The sequence below is a fragment of the Polyangiaceae bacterium genome, assembly GCA_020633235.1.
In the GTDB taxonomy this organism is placed as follows: domain Bacteria; phylum Myxococcota_A; class Polyangia; order Polyangiales; family Polyangiaceae; genus JACKEA01.
In genome coordinates this window covers 556,798-580,190 of the sequence record JACKEA010000001.1, presented here as the reverse complement: position 1 = coordinate 580,190, position 23,393 = coordinate 556,798, and the positions used below count along the sequence as shown (strand labels likewise).

Sequence of the window (23,393 nt, the reverse complement as noted above, 5' to 3'; positions counted from 1 at the left end):
CCATCGCCAACCTCTCGGCGCGCCGGAGCGGCGTGCTGCTGCATCCCACTTCGCTCCCCGGAGCGCACGGCGGCGGTGACCTCGGGCCGCACGCCCATTGCTTCGCCGAGTGGCTGGCCGCCGCGGGCCAGACCTGGTGGCAGATGCTCCCCGTGGGTCCCCCCGGCTGGGGCGGCTCACCCTACGACAGCCCGAGCGCCTTCGCCGGCAGCCCCTGGCTCGTGAGCTTGGAGGAGCTGGCCAAAGAAGGCCTGCTGGAAGACACCGAGCTGTCCGCGCCCAGCACCTTGGCCCGAGCGAAGCACGCGCAGCACGACGCCGCGGCGCGCTTTCGCTGGGAACGCTTGCAGCGCGCCCACGCGCGTTTCGAGCAACAGAAGGATGGAACCGCGCGCCGGGACCTCGCGCGCTTCCGCGCCGATCACGCCGGCTGGCTCCGGGACTACTGCCTGTTCTCCGCCCTCAAGGAGGCCCACGGCGGGGCGCACTGGAACACCTGGGAGCGCGGCCTTCGCCGCCGTGAGGCCGCGGCCCTCGAGCGCGCCGAGAGAGAGCTCCGAGAGCGCGTGCGCTTCTTCGAGTTCGTGCAGCTCGCCTTCGATCGCCAGTGGCAAGCGCTGCGCGAGCACTGCAAGAGCCTGGGCATCGCGCTCTTGGGCGATGTACCCATGTTCGTGGCCCACGATGGCGCGGACGTCTGGAGTCATCCGGAGCTGTTCTTCCTGAACCGCGATGGCGAGAAGACCGCCGTGGCCGGCGTGCCGCCGGACGTGTTCAGCAAGACCGGACAGCTGTGGGGCAACCCCCTGTTTCGCTGGAAGCGCATGCAGGCTCGAGGCTTCGAGTGGTGGCTGCGCCGGCTCTCGGTCACGCTGTCGCGCTTCGACGCCGTCCGCCTCGATCACTTCATCGGGTTTCACCGCTACTGGCAAGTCCCCGCGGACGCCAAGACCGCACAAGACGGCAAGTTCGTCCGCGTTCCAGGAGAGGCCTTCTTCGAAGCCGCCGAGAAGCACCTCGGAGGGCTCCCCTTCGTGGCGGAAGATCTCGGCATCGTCACCGACGAAGTGTGTGCGCTGCGAGATCGCTTCCAGCTCCCCGGCATGCGGGTGCTGCAGTTCGCCTTCGGCTCCGACGCCAACAACGACTACCTGCCCCACCGCCACCCGCGCGAGGCCGTGGTGTACACCGGCACCCACGACAACGACACCATTCAAGGCTGGTATCGCGGCATCGGCAAGGAAAGGCAGCGCGTGAAGGCCTATCTGGGCAATCCCGGCAAGCACATCCACTGGGATCTGATTCGCCTGGCGTCCATGTCGGTCGCCAACCTGTCCTTGTTTCCGTTGCAAGACGTGCTCGGCCTCGGCTCCGAGGCACGCATGAACGTGCCCGGCACCTCCAAGGGCAACTGGCAATGGCGCGTGCGCGAGAGCGCGCTCACGCCCCGCGTCGCACAGGCCCTCGATGGCATCACCCGGACCTACGGCCGCGCCTTCGGCCCCGCCCGCGGAGATGCCGAAGCGTTCGTCAGGAGCCGGCGCCGGTGAGCCGCGCGCTCACCCTCGGCGCCACGCCGCTCGAAGGAGGTCGCGCGCGGTTTCGCGTGTGGGCCCCGGCGCTCGACTCCCTGAGCGTGGAGCTCGTGGCTTCCAAGACGCGCGTGCCGCTGGAAAAGCGCGTGGACGGCGTGTTCGAAGGCGAGGTCGACGGCGCCCCGGTGGGCAGCGACTACTTCTACGTCCTGGGAGATCGCAAGCGGCCGGATCCCGCATCGCGCCACCAACCCGAAGGCGTGCACGGCCCTTCCCGCATCGTCGATCCCAACGCCTTTGTCTGGTCCGATTCCGATTTTGTCGGTCCGCCGCGGGAACGTCTCGTGCTGTACGAGCTCCACGTCGGTACCTTCACCCCCAAAGGCACTTTCGACGCCGTCATCGAGCGCCTGCCGTACCTCGAGAGCGTGGGCATCAACGCCATCGAGCTGATGCCGGTGGCGGAGTTCCCCGGCACCCGCAACTGGGGCTACGACGGCGTGCACCTGTTCGCACCGGAAAGCAGCTACGGCGGCCCGGAAGCCCTCCGTCGTCTGGTGAACGCTAGCCACCGCGCCGGCATCGCCGTCTTTCTCGACGTCGTCTACAACCACCTCGGGCCGGAGGGGAACTACCTCGGGGAGTTCGGGCCCTACTTCACGGATCGCTACCGCACGCCCTGGGGTGATGCTCTCAACTTCGACGGGCCGGGCTCCGATCCGGTGCGCCGACACTTCGTCGACAACGCCAAGTACTGGGTCGAAGAGTTCCACGTGGACGGCCTGCGGCTGGATGCCGTCCACGCCATCTACGACTTCGGCGCGGACCACGTGCTCGCCCAGCTGTCTCGCGAGGTGCACGCCCATGCGAAATCGCTCGGCCGCAAAGTGACGATCGTCGCGGAGAGCGACCTGAACGACGTGCGGGTGACGGCGCTGCCGGAGCGTGGCGGCTGGGGCCTCGACGCCCAGTGGAGCGACGACTTCCACCACGCCCTTTTCGCCCTGACCAGCGACGACCGCCGAGGCTACTTCCAGGACTTCGGCAGCGCCGCGGCACTGGCCAAGGCCTACTCCGACGGCTTCGTGATCGACGGCTGCCCGAGCACGTTCCGCGAGCGGCGCCACGGCATGAGCTCCCAGGGCCGGCCGGGAGCGGAGCACGTGGTGTTCGGCCAGAACCACGATCAGATCGCCAACGCGTGTCTGGGCGAACGGCACGCCACGTTGCTGGGCGGACCGCGGGAGAAGCTCGCCCTGGTGGCGCTGGCGGCGGCGCCCTGTCCGCTGCTCCTGTTCCAGGGACAGGAGTACGGCGAGACGCGACCGTTCTTCTACTTCACGAGTCACGGCGACGCGGATCTGGTGCGCGCCGTGCAAAGCGGTCGCCTCGCGGAAGTGAGCGCCTTCGGCGCCGCGGAGCGCTATCACGATCCGCAAGCCCCGGAGACCTTCGCCGCCTGCGTGCTCGATCCAGAAACGCCCGGGCTCGCGCCCCACGCCGGCGTGCTGCGCCTCACCCAGGCGTTGCTCGCGTTGCGCCGCGAGGTGCCGGCCCTGGGTAACGCGCGACGCGATCTGCTCACGGTGCGCCACGACGACGAGGCGAAGACCCTCGGCATCCTGCGGCGCGACGTGACCGCCACTCCGGCGCTTTTCGCCTTGAACTTTTCGGAGCGAGCCGCCGCGTGTCCGCTGCCCGAACGAGCGCAGGCGCTGAGCCTCGAGCTCTATTCCCGCGACGCGCGCTTTGGCCACGACGCGGCGGTGCCGCCCCTCGGCGTCGTCGAACCGGGCGCGGAAAGCGTGACCCTCCCGCCGCTCTCCGCCGCCATTTGGCTCTGAGGCGTTACCGCGGCGCCCCGACAAACTCATGGCCGTGGGTTTGGGCTGAATCTCGCTTTGCTCTACTATCCGCGGCATGAACGACCTCGAACGCCGCATCCGGGACCGCGTGGACGCCTTCGTGGAGGAGCTCACGGACCTGATCCGCCAGGCGGCGCTCGAGAGCGTGAAAGAAGCGCTGGGCAGCGCCGAGAGCCCACCGCCGCGCGCGAAGCAAAAGCGCACGGGTCGCGTGGTCGGCAAGAAGCGAAGCGGCGGCAAGCGCTCCGCCGAGGAGCTGGCGCGCTCCGAGGGGGCCATCGCCACGTTCGTGGCCAAGCACCCCGGCGCCCGCGCGGATCAGATCGCGCGAGAGATGGGCGTGCCCACCAAGGACTTGGCGCTGCCCATCAAGAAGCTGCTCTCGCGCGGCGAGCTCTCCACTCAGGGCCAGAAGCGCGCGACGCGCTACTTCGCCGGCAAGAAGCGTTAGACCCACTATTCGCCTGGGTTGACCACAACAGACGCCACTCTGAAGAGAACGACTGACGGTCGCGCTGCCGTTGCCGCGCGTCCTTCGCGGGCGGGCGCGCGCTGCCTTCTGAGCCAAGCGACCGGAAGAGCACAACACGAGACGAGCGCGAACTGACGACAGAATTCGTTCAGTGCCGGATGGCGCGCGGCTTGTCGTGACGTCTGCGCGCTGGACCAAGGGCGTGGGCTTTGCCGGGGTGGACCCGCGGAATTGATGGGGTCTGGGGTGCACGGAAATCGGTTTACATAGCAACTGATCTAGGCGCGTCCGAAGCCCCTGATCGTTGCATTCGACAGGGTTCGGCAGGCTCGAGAAGGGCAGAAGGGGGACGCGCGGGGGTCTTTGGCGTAGGAAAATCAGTTTACATAGCAACCGCTTTGGGGGCGACCGATCCCCCTGATCGGCGAGCTCGAGCTGGGCCGGAGAGAGGGCCTGAAAGCGAAGCTCGAGCACGCCCAGGATCTGTGGCGATGGATCCTCCAATGGTCGGATCTATTGCAGAGGCCACAATTTGAACGCGGCCAAGAAGACCTTCGGCCGCGAGTGCTTCGGCGCGCCCTGGCGCTGCTTGTTCCGCGATAGGCGGGCTGATTCCGCGCCGAATCGACAAGCCACCCGATAAAGAGATCGTCGTTGAGCCGCCGCTTTGCGAGGGAGGACCGACTCAGGTGAGCACTGGGGTTAGTTAGCCCTCGGCGGGCTCGTCGAGCTCGTCCCCCACCAGCTCGAGGCGGGGACGCTCCGGCGACGGCGCCACGGGGCGCTTCTTGGATTTGGGAACCAGCGGCAGCGCGGGTTCGGGCTCGACGACGGGCTCGGGAGGGAGCGCGCTCGCGCGGCCCACGAGGGGCACCGGCGCGTGGCTGATGCGATCCGGTGGCACGCTGCCGGGCGGCGTGTCGGAGAAGGCGGCGAGCTCCTGCGCCAGGGCGCGCGCCGTTGCCGGACGCCGGTCCGGGTTCTTGGACAGACAGCGCCGAACCAGGGCGTCCAATGCCTTGGGCATCGAGCGGTCGTAGGCGCGGAGCGGCTTCGGCGGGCGGCTCACCACCGCCGTCATCACCTCCGCCGGCGTGGCGCCGCGGAACGGCGGGCGCCCGGTGAGCAGCTCGTACAACAAGGCGCCCACGGAGTAGAGATCGCTGCGCGCGTCCACCACGCCACCGGCGATCTGCTCCGGCGCCATATAGCTCGGCGTGCCGAACACGCCGCGCTCGTCTTCTTCTTCGCTCTCGTGAACGCTCTTGGCGATGCCGAAATCGAGCACCTTGATCAGCGGCCGGTCCGGCTCTGGGTGCACTACCATCACGTTGCCCGGCTTCAAGTCGCGATGCACGATGCCCAGACCGTGGGCGACCTCCAGAGCGCTCAGCACCTGGCCCACGAGCTCACAAGCGTAGGCCACCCCCACGGCGCCGCGATGAGACACGACCCCGGCCAGCGTCTCGCCATCGCACAGCTCCATCACCATGAAGGGCACGCCCGCGTCGCGCCCCAGATCGAACACCTTCACCACGTTCGGGTGCGCGATGGTGCTCGCCGCGCGGGCCTCCGCCACGAAGCGCTCCACCACGACGGGATCCTGAGCCAGCTCCGCGCGCAGGATCTTGAGCGCCACGGTTCCGAACAGCTGACCTTCCGCGCGCCACACCGTTCCCGCCGCGCCTTCGCCGAGCAGTCGTGTGAGGCGGTAGCGCCCGCCGACGGTGGCTCCGACTCTTCCTGTCACGTGCCCAAGAACCCTCGGTGAAAAGCAGCGTTGGTGTCCCCCTGGGGAAATGTAGATGAGTCTTCTGCCGGGCACCAGGGAGGCGAGCAAGCGCGCGGCCATTGTTGTAGAGTCGCGGCGTGGCACGCTTCGAAAATGCGTTCGTTACGGGAGCATCCAGCGGCATCGGTCGCGCCATCGCTCTCCGGCTGGCAGAGCGGGGCACGCGCGTGGTGCTGGCGGCTCGCCGAGAGCAGGAGCTGTGCACCCTGAGGGACGAAATCTCCGCGAACGGCGGACGTGCGGAGGTGTGCGTGCTCGACGTCGCGGACCCGACCGCCGCCCTAGAAGCCATCAGCCACTGGGATCGCGAGCTTTCCGGCCTGGATCTCGTGCTGGCCAACGCCGGCGTGGGTGGCACCGGCCCCGCGGAGAAGCTCTCTTGGGACAAGGTGGAGCGCATGCTGGCCGTCAACGTCACCGGCGCCCTCGCCACGTTGGTGCCCGCCATCAAGCCGATGGTGGCCCGCAGCCGGGGCACCCTCGCCGCCGTGACCAGCCTGGCCGGAATGCGCGGCTTGCCGGCCAGCGCCACGTACTCCGCGAGCAAGGCTGCCGTCAGCGTGTTCCTGGAATCGCTGCGGTTGGATCTCGCGAAGCACTCCATCGCCGTCGTCGACATCCGTCCGGGCTTCGTCGACACGCCGCTCACGCAGAAGAACAAGTTTCAGATGCCGTTCATGATGGACGTAGCGTCCGCGGCCAAGCGCTCCGTGGAGGGGCTCGAGCGGGGTGAAGCCGTCGTCACGTTCCCGTGGCAGATCTCGGCTGCGATGACCCTGGCGGAGTCGCTGCCGGATCGCGTGTGGCAGGCCGTCGCCAGTCGCCTCCCCTTTCGTGGATAGTCCCCGAGTTTCGGGTCCCGGAGCCGCCCGTTGAATCGTCGCCCTGAGCCCCCCGTCGAACCCGTGATGCGGCGCCTGCTGCGCACGGCCGGCGTGCTCGTGCTCGCGCTCCACGCAACGCCCGCCTGGGCGCAACCCGCGCCCGAGCCGCCACCCCCACCCCCGGACGACACGGTCGACGACGCACCGCCGCCGCCTCCGCCGGACGGCGCGCCGGATACCTGGGGAACCGGCGCGCCCACGTCTCCTCCTCCGGCACCACCGCGGGTACCGCCTCCGGACGAGGTCGCCGCCAGCGCGGACGTGTCCGGCGCCGGCCGGCCGCTGTCCCGCACCGAGCCGGTGGTCCGCTACACGCTGGAAGCCATCGAGGTGCGGGGCAACCGCCGCACCCGCTCCCGCGTGGTGTTGCGCTACGTGCCCTTCAAGCCCGGCGACGTCATCGAGGTGGACGACCCCGAGGTCGAGCTCACGCGCTACCGCTTGCTGGGCACCGGCTTCTTCCGGGACGTGCAGTTCTCCCTGCGCAAGGGCTCGAGCCGCGGACAGGTCGTGCTCGTGATCGACGTGGTCGAGCGCAACACCATCGTCATCAACGATCTTTGGATGGGCTTGTCGGCGGACGCCGACACGCAAGGCAACGCGCGCCCGCTCACCGCCTACGCGGGCCTGGACGTGGCGGAGACCAACCTGGCGGGCACCGGCATCACCCTCGGCTCCGCCGTGGGGCTAGCCCAAGACCAGCTGGCGCTCCGGGTGCGCTTCTTGGATCCCGCGTTCCTGGGCAGCAACTGGATGACCAGCGGCCAGCTGCTGTTCAACGACGCGAAGGACTACTTCGGCAACGCTGACGTCAACTACGAGGATCCCAGCCAGCTCAAGAGCGTGCCCGACTACGCCGTCGTCAGCTACAAGCGCTTCGGCGGCAACCTGGGCGTCGGCAAGGACCTCAGCGTCACCACGCAGCTCTGGCTCCACTACCGCCTGGAGTCCATCGACGCGGAGCTGCCCCGCGCCGCCAATCACCTGCGGGGCATCGACACCGGGCCCATCCTGTTCGACATCCTCGGCGGCCGCAGCATCCTGTCCACCGTCCGCGGCACGCTGCAGCACGACACGCGCGACTCGCCGTTCTTGCCCACCCGCGGCTGGTTCGCGTCCGTAACCGGGGAGGTCGCGCTGGCGCCCTTCGGCAGCGACTACGGCTTTCAGCGCATGGACGTGCACGCCTCGCGCTGGTGGGCGCTGCCCTGGGATCACGTCGTGCGGCTGGAGCTCTTCGGCGGCGCCATCACCGGGGACGCGCCCTTCTTCGAGCAGTACTACGTCGGCGACTTCAGCGACTTCTTGCCGGGCCGCGTGCTGGGTCTGAACTTCGATCGCCGCCCGCCCCCGAACTTCCTCGACACCTCCATCCAGGAAGTCCGCTACGGCCACTACGCCGGCAAGGTCGGCGGCGAGTACCGCATCCCGCTCTACCGCGGCCACCGCTCGGTGTACGGCATCGACTTGTTCGGCAGCGCCGGCCTCTACGCCGTGGCCAACCGCCGGGACATCGAGCACCCACCGCGCGGCTACTCCAAGCTGCAGCTGATCCCGGTGGATCTGACAGCCAACGTCGGCTTCCGCATGGACACCAGCGCCGGCGGCTTCACCTTCGCGTTCTCCAACGTGCTGGGCTTCATTCCCGTGCGGCGGGAGGGAGGCCCCTGATGCGCCGGCGGCTGCTCGCCTTCGTCGCCGCCCTCGTCGTGCTCTTGCTCGCCGGCTCCGCTTTCGGCCAAGAGAAGAAAGAGCCGCCGCCTCGCGACGCGCGCTACACCTGGAACCCCGCGCGCTCCCTGGTGTACGTCAGCGTGTCCTATCGCGACGTGGTGGACGCCAGCATCCGCAAGAAGCTGAGCCGCGGGCTGCCCACCACCATCGTGTTCACCGGCACCGTGTACCGGGCAGACTCGCCGGATCCCGTCAGCACCACCGCCCAAACCTGCAAGATCACCTGGCACGTGTGGGACGAAGTGTATCTGGTGGAGATCACGCGCCCCGGTGGCAGTCGCTCCAGCGCCGCCATCACGGTCGACGGCGTGCTCCGCCGCTGCGCCGAAGCCCGGCGCCTGGTGATCGGCACGCGGGATCAGATCCCCTTCGGCTCCGCCGTGTACATCCACGCCAAGGTGCAGGTGAACCCCGTGAGCCCGGAGGTGCTGCAGAAGATCAAGCGCTGGGTGAGCCGCCCCACCGGCACCGGAACCGCCGCCCCGGGGGACGCGCTGTTCAGCACCTTCACCGGCCTCTTTCTGCAGCGCATCGGCGACGCCGAGCGCGAGCTCAAGTTCACTACCAAGACGGCGGTTCCCTCCGTTCCACCGCCACCCAAGAAAGACAAGAAGTGAGCTCCACGTTTCTTGTCGGGCTCTTGCTTCAGGGTCGCTCGGTCTTGATTGTTGGCTCGGGCGCGGAAGCGGCGCGCCGCGCCCGCACTCTCGCGGACGTGGGCGCCCAGGTAACGGTGCTTGCACCCACGCCCGGGGCGGAGCTATCCACCCTCGCCGCGTCGGGCAGCGTCCACGTCGAGCGCCGTCCCTATCACGACGGCGACACGGACGGACGTTGGCTCGTGGTGCTCGCGGAGCGCGACGCGGAGCTCGCGCGGCGCGTGGGCGCGGCCTGCGAGCAGGCGCGCATCTTCTACTGCGCCGTGGACCAGCCCGAGCACAACACGTTCGCCCACGTGGCCGTCGTGCATTCGGGCCCCATCAGCGTCGGGATCTCCAGCTCCGGCCGCGCCCCGGCGCTCATCCGAAAGCTCGCCGAGGAGCTGTCACGCATGCTCGCCGCGAGCGACTTCGGCGCATGGGCGGCGCGCGTGGCCGCCCTCCGCGATCGCACGCCGCGGGACGAACGTCGCGCCGTGCTCTCCCACGCCGTGCGGGACCTGCACTTCGACGGCAAGCTCGTGGTTCCGCCCCTCGACGACTGACGCCACGCGCGAGCCGCACTTCGACGCCAAGGTGCTTCCGCCCCTCGACGACTGACGCCGCGCGCTATACTTCGCCGTATGGCCCGCCCGTCTCGTGAGCTCGTCACCGCCCTTCGCACCACTGCCGCGCGCATCGGCGCTGGCGCGCCCTACGCCTGGACGCACCTGGGCGCCTGCAACTGTGGCCACCTGGCGCAGACCCTCACCTCCCGCTCCAAGGAGGAGCTCCGCAAGCTGGCGATGGAGCGCGCGGGCGAGTGGGCCGACCAAGCGCTCGAGTACTGCCCGGGCAGCGGCTACCCCATCGACCACGTGATCGGCACCATGCTCGACGTGGGGCTGACGCAGGAGGACATCGGCCACCTGGAGCGGCTGAGCTGCCCGGAGGTGCTGGCGACGATTCCGGTTCCACGACGTATCGAGCTGTCGTACCGCGACCGCGAGCACGTGGTGGAGTACCTGCTGGCCTGGGCGGCGCTTCTCGAAGAGCGGCTGCCGCGAGCGGTCGCGCCGTGCCGGGCGGCCTGAGCGCGCCAGGCATCGCGCCGCGCCAACATTCCCCGTCAGCTGGCGGACCGGGGGCGAAGCCAGTGCATCATCGGCTTCCACACCGCTTCCGGCGCGGCGCTGCCGGCGATCACGCCGACGTGGCCGCCGGGGACGGCCAAGAGCTCGCGATCCGTGGAGGAAACGTGGTCCACGATGGCGTGGGTGGCTTCCGGCGTCGCGATGTTGTCGGTCTTGCCCGCGAAGGCCAAGAGCGGCTGCGTCACGGCGTTCAAGTCGAACGGCTGCCCCGCAAAGGTGAGCCCACCGCGCACCAGGCGATTGCCGCGCACGACGTCGCGGACCATCTGCTTGAAGGCTTCCTTCGGGTACGGGATGAGATCGTTGACCCAGCTGTTCACGGCGTCGAAGCCCCGGACGAAGCTCTCGTCGTCCAAGTTCGCTATGAGGTCGCCCCACTTGGTGACGGCCCGGGGCCCGCTCATCAACTTGAAGCCGAGGGAGCTCATCTTGCCCGGCACGTTGCCGATCACGTCCATCAACGGACCGAGACCGAAGGCGCCGATGCGCGAGGCGACGTAGGCGGCGCGCATCTTCTTGAAGTTGATGGGCGCGCCGATGGTCACGATGTTACGCACGCGATCGTCACGGTGGGTGCCGGCGTGCAGCAAGGCGAAGATGCCGCCCATGCAATAGCCGGCAAGAGTGACTTGCCGGCGGCCGCTGGCCTCGAGCGCGGCGTCCACGGCTGCGGGCACGTAGTCGATGACGTAGTCGTCGAGGCGCACGTTCTCGTCATCGCGATCCGGCACGCCGAAGTCGACGACGAACACGTCGAAGCCGGCGTTGCGCAAGGTGCGCACCATGGAGTGCTCGGGACGGAGATCGTAGACGTAGGGGCGCACCATCAGCGGCGGGATCAGAACGATGGGCACCGGCAAGCGCTCGAAGCGCACGCGGTGCACGTCGGGCCCCAGCTCGAACTCCACGTCGGACAGGGGCCGCACGCGGGAAACCGTCAATTTTCCCCGAGAAAGCACCACGTCCGCCTGGGCCGCGTTCCTGCCCGGGCGCGCGGCGCCCTCCGTGAGGTACACGACGCCGTTCACCGTCGAGAGCACCGCGCGATCGACGAGATGCCTGAGTCGCATGGCTACTCGAAGAGCTGCGACGGATTGCCCGTCGAAGTGGGAGCCGGGTACGTCGCCGAGATCGCGATCATGTAGAAGCGATACTGGTGCTTGATCTTGTCCCACTCCGGCTTCGGTAGGGACTTGGTGACGCAGGCCGCCGCTTTGCGTGCTTGCGGACCCTTCCACATGCCGCTCGCACCTGGGAACACGTGCAGCCGCTTGGCGTTGAAGTCCACGCTGAGCACGTAGTTGAGGTTGCCCTCTTTGCCGGTCTTCGGTGCGCAGTCCACGTTCTCGCGGATGGCCTTGGAGAGCGCTTTCTCGAACACCTCCAGGCGATCACAGAGGGTGCCCTCCTGACCGCGGGAGCGGGACGAGGCGGCGCACTTCACGCGCTGCGGCGTATCCAGGCGCACGAGCTCGTCCACCAGCGCACCCGCATCCGGGACCGGCAGGCGCTGAATGGTCGGCGCCGCCGACGGCCCGGACGCGGCGTCACCGTTGCCTCCGTCCGTCGGCGCGTTCTCCGTTCCGCTGGGGCGGCGCCACAGGTAGAGCGGCACCGCCAGGAGCACGAGCCCCACTACCAGTGCGACCACGAGCTGCGCGCGCAGCGGACGATCGCCGCCGCCCCCTCCGCTCCCACCACCGCCCACGCCGAGCCTTCGGAGGCTCGGCTCACTGGGTGCTGGAAATGAGGGTCGGGGAGATCCGGCCATGATTCGCTTCGCGCGCTCGCCCTCGAGCGCGACAGGCGGGTCAACCCTCGAGCAACGACTCTGCAGGCTGGCCCGGCTCTGCTTTTACCAACGTCGCAGCCAAATCCAAGGATTCCGGCATCAGCCCCTGCACCTGGGAGACCACCTGCTCGACCACATGGCGGGCTTCGTCAACGCTGGGGCCGGTCATGGCCACTGCAAACTTCAAAGGCGCGATGCGGCCGGCGGTGACCGGGACGATGCTGAGGAGCAGCATTTCCGTGAGCTCGATGACCCGCTGCGCGGCTCTTCGGAGCGCCAGCATCTCCAGGATGGTGGGGCGGTCGCTCACGTGGCGGTTGGGGCCGCGCACGTGGTAGCGGGCCACCGACAGCGGCACGCCGTCCCACTCCGCAAAGCCGATATCGTCCTTGATGGCTCTCACGAAATGCTCCTTGCTGAGCAGCCCCGTGAGCCCGTCCCTCTTTTCCAGGTAGCTCTTGGCCCGCTGATGGTGCGGGGAGCCGTCGTGGAAGCTGACGAGCTTGACCCGGCATTCACCCAGCTGGACCTCGCCGCCGTGGAGCAGCGCCACGGACTTCTTCCGCTCGTAAGAGTGATCCGCGTAGGTGCCGTTGGTGCTGCCCACGTCCTCGACGATCCAGGAGCCGGACTGCCAGCGGAGCACGGCGTGGCCGCCGCTCACGGTGGCCTCGGGCAGCTCGATGTCCTGATTCGAGCGTCGGCCGACGGTCATCACGGGCTTGTCCAGGGAGAACAGCCGACCCGGGGCGTCCGGGGCATTGCTGGCAAAGCTGAGGAGCAGGGCCTGGGCGCCGGGCACGAAGGACTCCGCCACGCCACGCCCGAGGGGGGCGCCGGGAGACAGCCTTTCCCGTGGGATTTGCACCTGGCTGGTGGTCAGCGCCGTGGGGTTGAAAAAGCGCATGTGGCGCGCCGTGGGGCGCAGGCTGGCGTCCTCACTGAGACAGCGGAACACCTGCTTCACCTCGTCCACACTGAGCCCGGCAGGCACGTCGAACATGATCTGCGAGCGCATGGGCTTGGCCCGCGGCCGGTAGCCCGGCTCGGGCACGCGACAGGTCCACATCTCCCACAGCGTGAGCCCGAGCGCGTAGATGTCGTCCTCGGGGCTCGCGCCGCCGGAACGCAGTCGCTCCGGCGCCATGTAGTTCGGGGTACCGCCATCTGGCGGTGCGCCCGGGCGGCGAGCGCTCAGGCGCGCACGCTCCTGCGCGAAGCCGAAGTCCAAGATGATGGCGCGATCGTTGGTGACCATCACGTTGCCCGGCTTCAAGTCACCGTGGACCAGTCCCTGGGCGTGAATGGCGGCGAGACCGGCGCAGGTCTCGCTCGCGATCTTGCGAAATTCGTCAGCGGTGTAGCCGCCTTGGGCCTTGCGACGACGGATGTGGGTATGGAGCGTCTGCCCGGCGATGTGCTCCATCACCAGGATCGGCCCCCAGGGGCTGGGCGCCAAGTCGTGAACGCGACACACGTTGGGGTGGCTGACGGAACGGGCCAGCAGCAGTTCCTGTCGCAGGGCCTCGTCGTCCCCGGGCATGCGCGACTCCTCGCGCACGACCTTCAACGCGACCGGCTGTTGTGTGCTGCGGTCGTAGGCCAGAAACACTTCACCCATGCCGCCTTTGCCAAGGCTCTGGCGGATTTCATAGCGGTCGTTGACGACCGATCCCTGGCCGAGGGGAGCAACGTTGCGAGGGGAGTGAGCCATCTCGGGTCAGGCGGGCGGATTCGCTGGGCTAGCGTCGTCGATTTGCGGCCATCCTGCAATCGGCGTCGCACCCAGATGACCGCCCCCCGGGCCGGCATGGATCCGGGCCCCGAGGCCGTGGTATCAGGCAGCGCCGTCCGGGCGCAGGCTCGGCGGTGCGCCACAGCCAAGGGAAGCCGGTGAGATGCCGGCGCGGCCCCCGCCACTGTAACCGGGGACGACAGTGCGCAAACCACTGGGCAAATGCCTGGGAAGGGCGCACCGAAGGACGATCCGGGAGCCAGGAGACCTGACTTCGGCGCTCTCGCGCCTCCGCTGGTGGAGGAGCGAGCCCCTGAACATGCTCCGCGGGGTCTCGGAGCGGTCGCCCGACGCGCTCCCGCCCCACGAAGCCACCCACCCTGCGGGGACGCAGGGCAAGCGGGAGCCGAAAAATGAAAGCAGAGTGGACGATCGCATGCGCACTGGCGTTGGCGGTGACGGCAGCGTGCAGTGACGAAAAGGTGGTGGACGTCAGTCAATCGACCGGCGGCAGCGGCGGCGGTGGCAGCGGCGGGATGGATGGCGGCCAGGCGGGGAGCGGCGGGGTCGCGGGAGGCGCTGCGGGGAGCGGCGGAAGCGCCGGCTCCGACGCCGGGATGGCTCCTGGCGTGCTGCTCGCCGCGCTGACGGACTTCACCTCCAACACCGAGGTCACGAGCATCGATCTGGCGACCCACACCGTGCTCGGCAGCGCCATGGTGGCGGACGGCGACGCAGTGCCTGCCGCCGGAGCGGGCACCGGCTTCGTGCTGGCGCGCACGCTCTCCCAGGTGCTGACCCTGGGCGCCAACGGCGCCATTGCCGACACCATCGATGTGGGCCGGACGGCCGTAGGCCTTGCCGGCACGAGCCCGACGAATCCGTCGAGCTTGGCGGCCGTCAGCGCGAGCAAGGCCTACGTCACGCTGTACGACGCCAATCGCGTCGCCGTGCTGGACCTCGGGACGGCGGCGGTGGCATCGAACATCGACCTCGCGTCGTACCTCGGCTCGGGCGACGGGGACGGCGCGGTGGACGCCACCGCCGCCGTCTACGACAGCGCGACCCAACGCGTGTACTTCGTTCTGGAACGCGTCGATCGCACGACGATCGCTGCGCCTGCCTACGAGCTCGCCTGTCCGACGGAGAAGGCACTGCTTCTCGCCATCGACACCACCACCGATCAGCTCGCCGACCTGAACGGCAGCGCCTCCGGGGAAGGCATCGAGCTGTCTCTCGTGAATCCCGTCGACATGGTGCTCGACGGCGACAAACTCCTCGTGCTTTCCGCGGGCTGCTTCGCCGCAGCGGACGGGGGCAGCCAGCGGACGGGGTTCGGCATCGAGGAAGTGACGCCCTCGACGGGCGCGACCGCGGTGGCGCTGTCCCCGAGCGATCCCGATTTCTTGAGCCGTCTCCTGCATCTGGGCGGCAGCGACGCCCTGATCGACCGCTTCGACGCGACCTACGCCGAGCATTGGTCGCGCTGGAGCATCGGCTCCACCAGCCTGGGGACGGACCTGTCCGACGTGCCGAATACGCCGGTGGCCGACCAGCAGGGCAGCTTGTGGGGCGTCGGCTTCACTACCGACGACGGAGGCACGACGCCCACCGCGGTGCGCTACGACCTCACGACCGAGACGGCCACCCCCGTGGTGAGCTGGACGTCCAGCCTCGGAAGCGCCGCGGGCACCGCCTTGGTGCGCTGAGCTCAGCCATCGAGCTCGCGCACCTCGCACCACGCCCAAGCGCGGTCGCGCGTGGACGCGGAGAGCTGCGCGAGCTCCACCGCGGGCGACATTGCCGACGGCAAACGCCCCAGCAGCGACGGCAGCCGCAAGCGGCGCGCCGTGACCAAGCGCACCTGTGCCCGCGCGGCGCGAGCTCCGACGCGAGCTCGGAGCTCCGCCTCGGCCGTGTCGAATCCGCCGAGGGCGTCCACCAGGCCGTTGGCGTGAGCGTCACGGCCGCTCCACACGCGACCGCCCGCCAATGGCTCGATGGCGTCCACGCCTCGATGGCGTCCCTTCGCCACGGCCTCGAGGAACGCGCGATAGGTTTCGTCCAGATGGCGGTCGAGCTGCGCGCGCTCGCCCTCCGTGAGGGCCCGCGCCGGCGAGCCGATGTCCGCGCGCTCCCCGCGCTTGACGACCTGCACGCGGATCCCGAGCTTGTCGAGCAGCTCCTCCGCCCCGAACCGCGCGGCGATGACGCCGATGGATCCGGTGAGGGTGGTCGGCTGAGCCACGATGTGGGGAGCCCCCACGGCAATCATGTAGCCTCCGCTGGCCGCGACGTTCGCCATGTAGGCGACCACTGGCTTCTTCTGCGCCAGGCGCTCCACCGCCCGCCGAATGCGGTCCGAAGCGATGGCACCTCCGCCCTGGGAGTTGATCACGACCAGCGCGCCCACAGCCCGGCGGTCGTCCCACACGTGCCGCAGGGCGGCGACCAGCTCTTCCTCCACCGCCATCGGTGCCAGGGCCGGCCCCGCCTTGCTGACGATCGGCCCTTGGACCGCCACCACGGCCAGCGTGGGCGCGCGGAGCAACGGCACGAAGCGCACACGGCGACGGCGAACGTAGTCCCCCAGGGACAGTAGCTCGACCCCCTCTCCCAGCACGTCGGAGAGCTCGTCGGGATACACGACCCGGTCGCAAACGCCGTGCTCCACCGCGTCCGCCGCACACCAGGGACCGCCGTCGACGAACGCCTCCACGCGCGGGCGGTCCATGCCTCGCCCGCTGGCGAGGCCGTCGACCAACGCATCGAACAGGGTGTCCAGGTACGCACCCAGCTGCTCGCGCTGCGCTTCGCTCATCTGACTTGCCGCGAAGGGCTCGCCGGCCGTCTTGTAGCGACCGCGCGCCATCACCTCCGGCCGTACGCCGACCTGGTCGAGGGCGTCCTTGAAGTAGGGCATGCCCGCCGCGAAGCCCAGTGGCTCGACCAAGGCGTCGGGCCCTACGTAGATGCGCTCGGCGACGCTCGCGACCCACAGCTCCTTGCTGCCGCCGCCATAGGGCAGATGCACGGCCAGGGGTTTGCCGCCCGCACGAAACCGGCCGAGGGCGTCCCTCAGTGACGCTGCCGTCGCGCTGCCCGCGCTGAGGCTCTCGATCACGACCACCAACCCGGCAACCCGGGCGTCGCCCAAGGCGAGCTCCAAGTGGTTGCGGAGGGACACCAACGACAGCGGTGGCGAGCGGCGCTCGAACAGCCGCGCTTTGCGGCCGATCTCCACCACGGCGCCGTCGATGGTCAGCTGCAGCCACGCTCCCTTTGGCGCGGCGTGGCGGCTCCGCCACCAGCGCCAGGGGTGGATCAGCAGCAGCGTGGCATTCGCAACCAGGACCCAGAAGAGGCGCAGCACGGAGGTCAGCTCACAGAGCACCCAGGCGCTTGGCGCCTATGGTGATGACGGCGTCTCCTGCCTCGATGGCGAGATCCGGCTCCGGATTCAAATGGGACTGCTCGCCGCGACGGACGCCTATCAGCATGTGGCCTCGATCGTGACACGTCTTGGACACATCGGCGAAGCGTGCCTTCTTCTTGGATTCGTAGCGGGTGATGTAGATCTGCTGTCCCTTGAGGTTCGTCGTGAGCTCTTCCAGGACGTCCTGGACTCCGGGATTGAGCAGCTCGTGGCTCAGGAAGTGGGACTCGAAACGCGATGTGCACACGATCCGATCGCAACCGGCCTTTCGCAGCAGCTCCTGAGTACCCGGGTCACTGCACTCCACGACGGAGTACACGCTCTCGGAGCGCGCTTCGATGGCCAGGGTGATGGCCACGTTCAAGTCGTCGGAGTGCGGGTCGCCCGGCTTCTTGCCCAGCACGACGGCGTAGGCCGCGTCGTCGAGGCTGGCTCGAGTCAGTGTCTCGTCTCGGGTGGGGTTGCCGCGCACGAACAGCACGTTGCGCCGCACCAGCTCCGGCGGGAGCTCCCCCAGGTCCTCGTCGATGAGGACCACGTCCCGCTGGCCGAAGCTCGAGTCCTCCACCAGCTCGTCCAGCAGACGTTCCACCTTGCCGAGGCTCGGGAAGTTCATGACGACCAGATGTCCGGAAAGCTTGTGCGCGCTCATGCCGTGCAACTCCTTGGTCTTGGCTTCGACCAGCAGGCTGGCCGCGATGCTCAGCACGTAGCCGAGCAGCCCGATGCCGAAGAGCATGAGGGGAACGGCCACCAAGAAGCGCCCCCCGAACGTGGTTGGAAAGTAGTCGCCGTAGCCCACGGTGGTGACCGTCACCACCGCGTACCAAACGCCATCGGCCCAGGAGAGATCCGGGTTCTGCGACAGCTCGAAGTACAAGAACCCAGTGGTGCCGTAGGCGAGCACCGCCACCAGGGCGACCACCACGCGTATGGCGGCCGCGGGATTCTTGATCACGCGCCGGGCGAGGAAACGGAAAAGGACCGCCATCATTCCGCTTGCCCTTGCCACTCCCGGGAGAGTGCTTCGGCGCGCTCGGCCACGCCGGCGTCACCCCACAGCCCGCGCTTGTCGGACCGCGCAGCCGCTTGGGCTTCGAGGTACAGCGACATCGCGGGAAACGGGTAGGGCGTGTACACCAACGACAAGCCCCGCTTCACCAGCGAGAGACCCAAGTCCTCACCGCCCACGACCAGCGTCGCCAGCGTGCGACCGTGGCGGTCCTTCGCAGGAGATGCGAGCAACACCCGGATCGGACCGCTCCCGCCCAACTGACGCAGAGCGTCGACGGCTTGCGCGCCGAACCGTGCGCTCGCTGCCTTCGGCGGTGAGCTCTCGAATGACTTGATACCCAGAATACGAACCACGACGCTGTCGCCAGCGTTCGTCTTCACCACGACCGTGTCCCCGTCGATCACACGATCCAAGTGAACCAGAGCCCCCGTCTCCAAGGACGCCTCCGGCGTTTGCATGGAGCGCATCTGCTCCTGCACTCCGAAACCGAAGTACGTCGATGCGCCCAAGAGCGCGATGATGAGTGCCCAAAACACCTGGGTGCCGCGATCCACCGCGCTCACCCTAGATCATCGACGTGGCCGCTTGGGAGGGGGGCCCGTGCATCTCGTGGATCCGGTGTTATATTGAGGATATGAGCCGTTTTTTTACACTACTGGCAGCGGCTCTGCTGGTCCTCTCGGCATCTGCATGCAGTCATCAGAATGTCGTGGAGCCTGCCCAACCGCCGCCTCGGGCGGTGCAGCCCAGCACCCGGGCAGCACCGGATCGAGGCTCGGAACAAGCCCCGAAGCTCATCGCACCCCCTCCAGCCTATGGAAATCGCGTGGTGATGGCCGCCGGACCCGCAGTGTCGCCAAAGCTCTGATCCCCCGAAACCGCTCCTGCTGAAACTCATGTGGGCGGCTGTCGCATGACGTTTCGGCATTCGAGTACCGGGCGCCGGTATGGGTATACTGAGGGGACTCACGGGGCTTCATGACCGCACTTCACGCCAGCCTTTCGGACCCGGCAGACATCCGCCCGGGTGCACGACTCGGTCGTTACGAAGTGTTGATGGGCGTCGCTGAAGGCGGCATGGCACGCGTGTGGGCGGCCAAGCAGCACGGTCAGCGCGGCTTCAGCAAAGTAGTGGCCATCAAGACCATCTTGCCGGCCCTGGCCAGTGACGACTCGTTCGAAGCGATGTTCCTGGACGAGGCGCGGCTCGCGGCCTGCATCCATCACCCCAACGTCTGCGAGATCTTCGACCTGGGTGAAGAGAGCGGCGTGCTCTACCTCGCGATGGAGTGGGTGAACGGCGAGAGCGTCGCGCGCCTGCTCAAGCCACCACGCAGCGACGGTCAGAAGCCCACGCCGGAGCGGCTCAATCCCCGCGTCGCTGCCCGTATCATCGCCGACGCCGCCGCGGGCCTGCACGCCGCGCACGAGCTGACGGACGAATTCGGCGAACGCCGAAACGTCGTGCACCGCGACGTCTCCCCGCAGAACATCCTGGTCAGCGTCAACGGCAACGTGAAGGTAACGGACTTCGGCGTGGCCAAGGCCCTGGGTGGCTCGCAAGAAGCGACCATGGCGGGTCAGATCAAGGGCAAGACCGCCTACATGTCGCCGGAGCAAGCGTCCGGTGGTCGCATCGACCGGCGCAGCGACATCTTCGCGCTGGGCATTTGCCTGTACGAGATCACGACGGGCGTTCGGCCGTTCACCGGCGAGGGTCAGGTCGCCGTGCTCAAGGCCGTGCTCGACTGCGAGTTCGAGAAGCCGAGCGACTTGGTGCCCGGCTATCCCCGGGACCTGGAAGCCATCGTGCTCCGAGCCATGGCCAAGGATCCGATGCAGCGCTATCCGAGCGCGGATCGCATGCGGGTGGCCATCGAGGAATGGCTGGCGCGCTCCGGCCCCATCGTGACGGAAACCCAGGTCGCCCAGACCCTGCGGGACCGCCTGGGCGCCCTGGTGGACAAACGCAACGTGGTCCTGCGAGACCGCATGCGGGACGCCGGCGCCAGCCCCGAGCCGCAGCAGAGCTTCGAGCCCCAACGGGAAGGCTCCAGCTCCAAGATCTCCAACCCGAGCGCCAGCGCCATCCGCAGCGTGACGCCGGAGTCGGAGGGCTCCATCTCTCAGGTCAGCGCCGCGGGCATCTCGCAGATCAGCAGCGCGGGTGTCTCGCAGCCCAGCGTCACCTCGCAACCGAGCGTCGTGTCGCAGGTTTCCCAGCCGAGCGCCGTGTCCTACCCCAGCGCTCCCAGCGGCCTGTACGCACCGGCCCCGATGCCCCAACCCGACACCACCGCGCGCGGTGCGTTGATCGGCATTGGCATCGGCGTGGGCGTGTTCGCGCTGTTGGCGACGGGAGCCTCCTTCTACCTCCGGGGCCAGGCCGCCGAAGCCGCGCCAGCGCCGACCGTCCCCACCGTGGCCACGACGACCGCCAAGTCGCCGGAAGCCCCGCCGCCCACGGCCACGGGCGCCAACGTCGAGAACCAAAGCCCCGTCATCAAGCTGGTGACGATGATGCCGAAGGCAGGCATTACCTTCCTGCTGGATGGCAAGCCGCTGGCGGGCCTCGAGGTACCGCGTCCCAAGAGCGGCGAGGTGAAGCTGCTCAAGGCAAGCGCCGAGGGCTATCACGACGAGGTCTTGCGGCTCGACGAGTTCACCCCCGACCAGCTCGACGTGCTGTTGGCCAAGGCGGACGAACCCAAGCCGGAGCCCAAGACCGAAGCCAAGGTCGCCGAAGCTCCCCCGGGCAAGCTCAGTGAGGCGCCCACCAAGGTGGAGGCGCCCAAAGAGACGAAGCCGAAGAAGCCGCCCAAGCCGGACATCCCGGATAACCCCTTCTGAGCTTTGGCTGTCGCCGCCCCGAGGCGGTATAGATCAAAGGGAGATGATCCGAAGAGCTTCCTTCTGGGCAGCGGCGCTGGCCGCCGCATGCTGGCTATCCTCGCCCCCCGCCCTAGCCGACGACGACAACGTCGCCGAGGCACGCCGGCTCTACGGCGAGGCCAAGAAGGCCATGGGCGACAAGCGATACAAGGAGGCCGCGCTGGGCTTCGAGGCGGCGAGCAAGCTGCATCCGCACGCGGTGGCGTTGTACACGGCGGCGCAGGCCTGGGAGCTCGCGGGCGAACCGGGGCGTGCCGCGGATGCCTACGCGCGCTCCCTGTCAACGCCGAAGCTCAGCGACAGCCAAGCGCAGCGCTCCCGCGAGCGCTTGGACGCGCTGGAGAAGGACCTCGGCGTGGTGGTCGTGACCGGACCGGAATCGACGCAGGTGAGACTCGACGATCACATCGAAGTCACGCTGCCAGCGCGCCTGCACGGCACACCGGGATCCCACACGCTCACGATCACGCCTGAAGGTGGCGTATCCGAGGAGCGGACCGTGGAGCTCTCTGCCGGCGCCACGACGGAGATCGACTCCGAGGCGACCACGGACGAGCCCGCGCCGAGCCAACAAAAAAAGAAAGAGGTTCCACTTTCGGAGCCGCGCAAACAGCCCGTGCAGGTGGAAACGAAGAGCGCCGGCCCGTGGCAGACCATCGGCTGGGTCGCGACCGGGGCTGGTGTCGCGGCGTTGGGCGGAGGTGCGCTGCTGGGCATCTCGGCAAAGGACGCGGAAGACACCTACAAGGCAGCCCCCACTCGCGAAACCTACGACCACGCCAAGGGCCTGGAATCCAAGACGAACATCATGTTCATCACGGGCGGCGTGCTCACCGCGGCGGGCGTCGGCGTCCTGATCTGGCAGGCCACCAAGGGCGGAGAGAAGGCGCCCGGCAGCGAGGTCAGTCTCGAGCTCGGCCCGCAGGCGGTGTGGGCGAAAGGACGGTTCTGATGAAACGCACCGCATTGCTCTTGGGCGGTATCGGCGCGGGCATTGGCTTCGTGTTCGCGGCCTGCAGCCTGGACCTGGACGAAAGCCTGATCGCGGGCTCGGACGCCGGATCGGACGTCTCCACGGGGGGCGCGAGCGGCAGCGGCGGGGCCGCAGGCAGCGGCGGCAGCGGCGGAACCGGCGGCAAGATCGTCGACTCCGGACCCGCCTGCGACGCAGACCCGCAGTGCACGATCGACGGCGGCTGCATCGAGGGCCGCTGCGCGTCGAACACCTGCGTGTACGAGATCTGCCCGGTGGAGAACAGCTGCGAGGCACGTAGCTGCGATACCGCAACCGGCGTGTGCAGCGCGCCGCAGTCCTACGGCTTCAAGGCGACGTCCATCGATCTGGATTCGGACGTGGGCTGCTCGGGGCAAGCCAGCCGCTGCGTCGCGGGCATGGACGACTACGTGTTCGTGGGAACGGACGCGGGCATCCTCGCCTGGCGCGTGCTGAGCCCGGCCAATCCCGAGCCCATCACGGTGCAGCAGCCCGCCTTCGGCGTGGCCATCAACCGCGTGGTGGCCACCGAGAAGGCCGTCGTGTTCATCGGCCCGCTGAGCAGCGGCAAGCTCTCGGTGGCGTGGGTCAACCTGCCCGCGGATCCGCTGGCGACGCAGCTGCCAATCCAAACCGCGCAGGTGAGCCTTTCCGACAGCTACAGCTACGCTTACCCGGGCGGCGAGTCGTCGTTCTTCCTGGTGTTGAACGATCCCAACGCACCCTTCCCGGCGGCGCACCTGGACCTACCGCTGACGAACAACCAGGACGTGACGCTGTACCCCGCGTCCGGCCTGGGCACGGGCAACAACGTGGTCGCGGCCAGCGGCTCCACGCTGGTGTTCTATCGCACCGACACCACGACGGCGCAGGTGCCCACCTTCAGCTTGGAGACCAGCGCCGGCACCAGCAACGCTCAGTTCAACGGGGAGCAGGCCGATGCCGCGCTCACGGTTCCCACCAGTCTGAGTGCCCACAACTTCACCAGCGCCTACGACGGCTCCGTGCTGTGGAGCACCAACAACCTGGTAGCGGCGGATGGCGGCGGCTTGGAGGCCGACGCCGTGATGCTGCGCTGGCCCATCACCGGCACCTCCACCACGGTGGACACTTCGATCGAGGTGAAGGTGGAGGAGGGCTACACGCCCACGGGGCAGAACGCCGCCCTCGCCGGCCCGAGCGCCCTGATCGACGGCTCGACCGCCATCGTCACGGCAGCCTATCCCGCGGATACCAGCCAGACGCGGGTGCGCTCCGTCACGCGTAGCGGCAGCACCCTCACCGTTGGTAGCAAGGCCAGCGTGCTCACCTTCCCCATCAGCCAGATCGGCGTCAGCGCGAGCCGGCGTTTCGGCTTCGTGCTCACCCCCTCGAGTCAGAATCCGACACTGAAAGCCGCCCTGCACGTGTTCGCGCCGGGCTGCTGACTCTACTGCACGCAGCAGTGCCGACTGC

Annotated in this window: 19 protein-coding genes and 1 riboswitch; of the genes, 12 read left to right on the top strand and 7 right to left on the bottom strand. The window is 68.6% G+C overall.

The annotated features are described in order from the left end of the window. The first annotated feature begins 2 nt into the window (after positions 1–2). The 3 genes from malQ to H6717_02535 all read left to right on the top strand — a co-directional run bounded on the left by malQ (position 3) and on the right by H6717_02535 (position 3,851). On the top strand, positions 3–1,550 hold the full coding sequence (gene malQ / locus H6717_02545; protein ID MCB9575895.1) for a 4-alpha-glucanotransferase: 1,548 nt from the start codon (positions 3–5) through the stop codon (positions 1,548–1,550). Next, on the top strand, positions 1,547–3,379 hold the full coding sequence (gene treZ / locus H6717_02540) for a malto-oligosyltrehalose trehalohydrolase (GenBank protein MCB9575894.1): 1,833 nt from the start codon (positions 1,547–1,549) through the stop codon (positions 3,377–3,379). Before malQ ends, treZ begins: the two co-directional genes overlap by 4 nt. A gap of 76 nt (positions 3,380–3,455) precedes the next feature. Beyond that, entirely contained in the window at positions 3,456–3,851 is a 396-nt protein-coding gene (locus H6717_02535) for a hypothetical protein (protein MCB9575893.1), read from the top strand. Between the two features lie 727 nt (positions 3,852–4,578). Here H6717_02535 and H6717_02530 read toward each other — a convergent pair. Then, positions 4,579–5,622 carry a serine/threonine protein kinase gene (locus H6717_02530; GenBank protein ID MCB9575892.1) on the bottom strand — a complete coding sequence of 348 codons (1,044 nt, stop codon included), beginning with the start codon at positions 5,620–5,622 and terminating at the stop codon, positions 4,579–4,581. A 119-nt stretch (positions 5,623–5,741) separates the two neighbouring features. Between H6717_02530 and H6717_02525 the strand changes: the two genes are divergently transcribed. The 5 genes from H6717_02525 (at position 5,742) to H6717_02505 (ending at position 10,014) form a co-directional block, all read left to right on the top strand. Further along, the gene (locus H6717_02525; protein MCB9575891.1) at positions 5,742–6,506 is read left to right on the top strand and encodes an SDR family NAD(P)-dependent oxidoreductase; all 765 of its coding nucleotides are present in this window, start codon (positions 5,742–5,744) and stop codon (positions 6,504–6,506) included. Positions 6,507–6,572: 66 nt separating this feature from the next. After that, positions 6,573–8,219 carry a BamA/TamA family outer membrane protein gene (locus H6717_02520; GenBank protein ID MCB9575890.1) on the top strand — a complete coding sequence of 549 codons (1,647 nt, stop codon included), beginning with the start codon at positions 6,573–6,575 and terminating at the stop codon, positions 8,217–8,219. Continuing rightward, positions 8,219–8,899 (top strand): hypothetical protein, encoded by a 681-nt coding sequence (locus H6717_02515; GenBank protein MCB9575889.1) that lies wholly within the window; start codon positions 8,219–8,221, stop codon positions 8,897–8,899. The genes H6717_02520 and H6717_02515 overlap by 1 nt, the downstream gene beginning before the upstream one ends. Next, positions 8,896–9,486 (top strand): bifunctional precorrin-2 dehydrogenase/sirohydrochlorin ferrochelatase, encoded by a 591-nt coding sequence (locus H6717_02510; protein MCB9575888.1) that lies wholly within the window; start codon positions 8,896–8,898, stop codon positions 9,484–9,486. Before H6717_02515 ends, H6717_02510 begins: the two co-directional genes overlap by 4 nt. Before the next feature lie 78 nt (positions 9,487–9,564). Beyond that, on the top strand, positions 9,565–10,014 hold the full coding sequence (locus tag H6717_02505) for a hypothetical protein (protein MCB9575887.1): 450 nt from the start codon (positions 9,565–9,567) through the stop codon (positions 10,012–10,014). A gap of 35 nt (positions 10,015–10,049) precedes the next feature. Here H6717_02505 and H6717_02500 read toward each other — a convergent pair whose 3' ends face one another. From H6717_02500 to H6717_02490, 3 genes are read right to left on the bottom strand one after another with little or no spacing between them, the layout of a single operon-like run. Beyond that, positions 10,050–11,144, bottom strand: coding sequence for an alpha/beta fold hydrolase (locus tag H6717_02500; GenBank protein MCB9575886.1), 1,095 nt, complete (start codon positions 11,142–11,144; stop codon positions 10,050–10,052). A 2-nt stretch (positions 11,145–11,146) separates the two neighbouring features. Continuing rightward, on the bottom strand, positions 11,147–11,845 hold the full coding sequence (locus H6717_02495) for a hypothetical protein (GenBank protein ID MCB9575885.1): 699 nt from the start codon (positions 11,843–11,845) through the stop codon (positions 11,147–11,149). 40 nt (positions 11,846–11,885) lie between these two features. After that, positions 11,886–13,580 (bottom strand): protein kinase, encoded by a 1,695-nt coding sequence (locus H6717_02490; GenBank protein MCB9575884.1) that lies wholly within the window; start codon positions 13,578–13,580, stop codon positions 11,886–11,888. 168 nt (positions 13,581–13,748) lie between these two features. Next, a riboswitch (cobalamin riboswitch) is annotated at positions 13,749–13,871 on the top strand. A 143-nt stretch (positions 13,872–14,014) separates the two neighbouring features. On the opposite strand from H6717_02490, the gene H6717_02485 reads away from it, so the two are divergent. Further along, the gene (locus H6717_02485) at positions 14,015–15,310 is read left to right on the top strand and encodes a hypothetical protein (GenBank protein ID MCB9575883.1); all 1,296 of its coding nucleotides are present in this window, start codon (positions 14,015–14,017) and stop codon (positions 15,308–15,310) included. A gap of 2 nt (positions 15,311–15,312) precedes the next feature. Here the strand turns inward: H6717_02485 and sppA are convergent, their stop codons facing one another. The 3 genes from sppA to H6717_02470 are packed head-to-tail and all read right to left on the bottom strand — an operon-like array spanning position 15,313 to position 18,606. After that, positions 15,313–16,974: a signal peptide peptidase SppA gene (gene sppA, locus H6717_02480; protein MCB9575882.1), complete on the bottom strand. Its 1,662-nt coding sequence runs from the start codon at positions 16,972–16,974 to the stop codon at positions 15,313–15,315. Positions 16,975–16,984: 10 nt separating this feature from the next. Further along, positions 16,985–18,031: a potassium channel protein gene (locus H6717_02475; protein MCB9575881.1), complete on the bottom strand. Its 1,047-nt coding sequence runs from the start codon at positions 18,029–18,031 to the stop codon at positions 16,985–16,987. Beyond that, the gene (locus H6717_02470) at positions 18,028–18,606 is read right to left on the bottom strand and encodes a thermonuclease family protein (protein ID MCB9575880.1); all 579 of its coding nucleotides are present in this window, start codon (positions 18,604–18,606) and stop codon (positions 18,028–18,030) included. The genes H6717_02475 and H6717_02470 overlap by 4 nt, the downstream gene beginning before the upstream one ends. 424 nt (positions 18,607–19,030) lie before the next feature. Here H6717_02470 and H6717_02465 point away from each other — a divergent pair, with 424 nt between their 5' ends. From H6717_02465 to H6717_02455, 3 genes are read left to right on the top strand one after another with little or no spacing between them, the layout of a single operon-like run. Next, complete coding sequence (locus H6717_02465; GenBank protein MCB9575879.1) at positions 19,031–20,902, top strand: protein kinase; 1,872 nt, start codon at positions 19,031–19,033, stop codon at positions 20,900–20,902. 43 nt (positions 20,903–20,945) lie between these two features. Beyond that, entirely contained in the window at positions 20,946–21,896 is a 951-nt protein-coding gene (locus H6717_02460) for a hypothetical protein (protein ID MCB9575878.1), read from the top strand. Next, entirely contained in the window at positions 21,896–23,365 is a 1,470-nt protein-coding gene (locus tag H6717_02455) for a hypothetical protein (protein ID MCB9575877.1), read from the top strand. The genes H6717_02460 and H6717_02455 overlap by 1 nt, the downstream gene beginning before the upstream one ends. Positions 23,366–23,393: the final 28 nt, after the last annotated feature.